The organism is Clostridium sp. CF012, from assembly GCF_018861755.1.
GTDB lineage: Bacteria > Bacillota > Clostridia > Clostridiales > Clostridiaceae > Clostridium_AD.
Genome location: NZ_JAHLEF010000071.1, coordinates 1 through 3596 on the forward strand (window position 1 = coordinate 1; position 3596 = coordinate 3596).

Here is a 3596-nt window from a genome sequence, read left to right on the forward strand (position 1 = left end):
ACATAATCTGTATCACTCAATATTTCTTCTTCTGAGCTATCTCCATAAGCATAATACCAATTGTTGCTCCCATATACAGGGTGATCAGGAAAAATTGGATTTGGACACATTTCTCTACAAAACTCTTCAGCCGCTTCAAAAGTTGATGCTTCCTCAATTTCCATAGCAATAACAGTTGCCATTTTTAATTTGCGTCCATTTAAAAGAACTCCATCTCCTCCACATCTTACGTCTAAAAATAGAGTAATTCCTTCTGTATCCACTTGCCAGAAACACATTGCAGAAGGTTGTACAGCTACACCATATCCATATGTTTTATCTTCTTGAGATACTATGAAGTACCAAGGAAGAATACGATTTGCACTCATACCCCTAAATCCCATGTAGCCATATCCTCTTTCCCATTCATCTCCAAGTATACGTCCTTTTTTGGATAACTTTAGATTCCATCTCAATTTAACATACTTAACCGGTGTCTTTATTGCACTTAGATAAATGCTCAAATGTTTTTCAGAATTTTCTAAACTGATTTCTACATCGTTTACATAAACCTCATTTTTTTCATAACCCTTGGATATTTTTTCATTGTCAGTTTCAATTGTAATCCAAGACGGTTCGCCTAAATTAACTATTTTCTTAATCATTGCTGTTTACCTCCCTTTCTTTTATTTTCTAAAATTATTATATCGCAATTTGATTTTTATTCCATGCTTCAATGTATACAATACATTGCTAAATGTTTACAATCGTGTACAGCCGACATACATATAAAAACTGGCCACATGATGGATTTATTATCCATCATGTGGCTATATCTTGTTTCATAGGTATTGAAACAGACATATCTATGGCATTTGGTATGTTTTTTAAATCAATTACATAATCACCAAATCGTTTTATGTGCCTAGTGATATATAGACTAAGAGCAGCTACTTACATTTTCAAAAATTACGGGGTTTTGGGCTTAGAACCGCATACTAGAAGTACCAATAGTAATGCCTTATTATAATAAGGTTTCATAAATACATATAATATTACATCATCAATATTAGTCTTCAAAAGGAAACTTTAAAAACTAACTATTTTTTAAAACTTGTAGGTTGCGGGCAAATGGACTAGCCCAGCTACTGAGGTACGAAGTGGCGGGTAGGCCTGCCCATTTGCCGTGAAAAATGGACGAGTTTCTGACCTCTACTATAAATTTGTTTTTTGAAACTCTAAATTCTCAGAACACGGTCACTGCTCTGATCGGCTGAGGTGAAAACCTGTCCATTTTTCACCCGAGGGTCGCGAGGCTTTATATCTAATTTATGTAAAAATCTTTTAATATTAGTACGGTTAATAAAAACAAATCCTGCTGCACTGCAGCAGGATTTGTTCCCCCTGGGGAAGGGGGAGTATTTTATTTGCTTTGGTTAGTTTACTGACTGCGGCTAAGACTAAATAGAAAGATTAATGTTTAAATACTTTAATAGATTATATTTTTTCGGGCAGTGAGTAAGTTTGGCCAAAATTTCAGATCTAATTTAAGCTTGCAGTACTTTTTAATTGTAGTTGTTAACAGTTAATAACCATGATATACTAACGCTAATTGGAGGTGTTACAATGGCAATTAATAAAGAAACTCATGTTATTGTACCTGTCGTTATGAGTATAGAACTAGAAAAACAGCTAAAAGAAATAGCGAAAAAAAGTGAACGGAGTAGATCCGCACAAATGGTTACATACATTAAAGAAGGTATAAAAAAGGAACTAGACGGAGGGGATATATAATGGCACAAATCATTGCAGTAAGCAATCAAAAGGGAGGTGTTGGTAAGACAACATCAACATTGAATTTAGGAGTAGCTCTTACCCAGCTTGGCATGAAAGTCTTAATGATAGATCTAGACCCTCAGGCCAGTTTAACAATTTCAATAGGTCTTGAGCCGGAGAATTTAGAAAAAACAATTTATAATGCATTGGTTGAAGATGTGGATATAAAAAAACTAATTTTATTTGATGATCTTCTATACTTTGTACCATCTACCATAGACCTTTCTGCAGCAGAGATGGAACTAGTATCTGAGGTAGGTCGCGAATTTAAATTAAGGGATGCGCTTGATCCAGTGAAAGCAGACTTTGACTATATATTAATCGACTGCCCTCCTTCTCTTGGACTTTTAACTATTAATGCATTAGCTGCATGTGATTTTGTAATTGTACCTATGGCGCCGGAGTATCTCGCATTAAGAGGCTTCAATTTGCTTGAAAAAACCATGGCTAAGGTAAAAAGATTAAATAAAAAACTTACCTTAATGGGTATATTAGTAACTTTATACGACAGTAGAACAACACACCACAAAGATGTAGTTGCAGAGCTTAAAAAGAATTATCCTGTTTTTCATTCCATGATAAAAAAATCAATAAAATTTCCAGATGCAGTGCTAGCTGGTGAGCCTATTATGACCTTTGATAAAAAATTTGAAGGATCTATTTCCTATCAAGAATTAGCTAAGGAGGTTATAGCATGGGACGCAACAAAATTAGCCTAGCCGATAAAATGAAAAAAGTAAATGAACTTCAATTACAGGGAGTGAAAAAAGGACAAGGTGCAGATGCATTTTTCAAGAGTACCATTGATGTCGCAAGCATTGAAAACACTGATGATAATACAGATATAGCCACGGGCACGTACACGTCACCGTGCACGGACACAAACCCGACTGCGGTTACAAGCACAAATATGGCTACGGACACGGATTCGGTACTAGATTCCTTACTAAGTAATAATGAACAATTTGTAAGGTGTGTAGCCTATTTAAGAAAAGATCAATCGGATTTTGTAAAGGATCTATCAAAACAATTAACTAAGAAAAATAAAGGAAAAAGGATAAAAGAATCAGAGATATTTAGAATGGCTATGGATATGCTTATGGCTGCTGTGAAAAAATAAATTATGATGTAAACTTATATCTATAATTATTTTAATGTTCTAGAAAAGTGACTTTTATCATTAACTGAAAATGCTAATAAATGGCAAGTACGGATTGTAAAAAAAATCGTGTTACATCCTGATTTTACAAAGATGTAATTCACGGTAAAATCGTTGATAGAAATGATAATTTCAAGGAAATATATGCATTCACGGGCACGTACACGTCACCGTGAATGGGCACGGTGACGTTAATGTTTAAAATAAATATATATCGCGTTAAACTCAAAAATAAAATCAATGGATGGTAGCCTTAGTATGAAAAAAAACAAATAGATTAATATGCTACCTATGATGTCTACAATGATATCTGGTCAACTAGAAGAAGCTAAAGATCAATATAAAAATCTTTTGAAGGCGCAATCTAAACCATATGTTTTGAATGATGAAATAGTAGAAAGAGTTATTAAGGTATTTTCGGAGCAATTAGATTTCATATGTTTATATGAGAATCAAATATCCAAATGGCATGATGAAGAAACCTTATCGACTACACTTGAAACGAACCTTTCTAAATCTCAAGTGCAGCTCCAAGAGCTTAGTAAAGTTATAACTAATATTTTAGCTCTAGCAGCTGAACTTAAAAATGGAACTATAGAAAAGGTAATGGGAAAAAGTGATC

Annotated in this window: 4 protein-coding genes and 1 pseudogene; 4 read left to right on the forward strand and 1 reads right to left on the reverse strand. The window is 34.0% G+C overall.

Going from position 1 to position 3596, the window contains the following annotated elements; genetic code table 11:
- Positions 1-644 (reverse strand): annotated as a pseudogene (locus KPL50_RS26065) (alpha-galactosidase); the annotation flags it as partial.
- 961 nt (positions 645-1605) lie between these two features.
- On the opposite strand from KPL50_RS26065, the gene KPL50_RS26070 reads away from it, so the two are divergent.
- The 4 genes from KPL50_RS26070 to KPL50_RS26085 all read left to right on the forward strand — a co-directional run.
- Positions 1606-1773: a hypothetical protein gene (locus tag KPL50_RS26070; RefSeq protein WP_153882491.1), complete on the forward strand. Its 168-nt coding sequence runs from the start codon at positions 1606-1608 to the stop codon at positions 1771-1773.
- A complete protein-coding gene (locus KPL50_RS26075) occupies positions 1773-2534 on the forward strand; it encodes a ParA family protein (RefSeq protein ID WP_216301400.1) in 762 nt (253 codons plus the stop codon). Before KPL50_RS26070 ends, KPL50_RS26075 begins: the two co-directional genes overlap by 1 nt.
- Positions 2510-2935, forward strand: coding sequence for a hypothetical protein (locus tag KPL50_RS26080; protein ID WP_216301401.1), 426 nt, complete (start codon positions 2510-2512; stop codon positions 2933-2935). Before KPL50_RS26075 ends, KPL50_RS26080 begins: the two co-directional genes overlap by 25 nt.
- A gap of 342 nt (positions 2936-3277) precedes the next feature.
- The coding region (locus KPL50_RS26085) for a hypothetical protein (RefSeq protein ID WP_216301402.1) at positions 3278-3596 on the forward strand (319 nt) is incomplete at its 3' end.

Excerpts from the sequence above, each read along its gene's own strand:
- KPL50_RS26070 (WP_153882491.1), top strand. The coding sequence starts at position 1,606 with ATGGCAATTAATAAAGAAACTCATGTTATTGTACCTGTCGTTATGAGT.
- KPL50_RS26075 (WP_216301400.1), top strand. The coding sequence starts at position 1,773 with ATGGCACAAATCATTGCAGTAAGCAATCAAAAGGGAGGTGTTGGTAAG.
- KPL50_RS26080 (WP_216301401.1), top strand. The coding sequence starts at position 2,510 with ATGGGACGCAACAAAATTAGCCTAGCCGATAAAATGAAAAAAGTAAAT.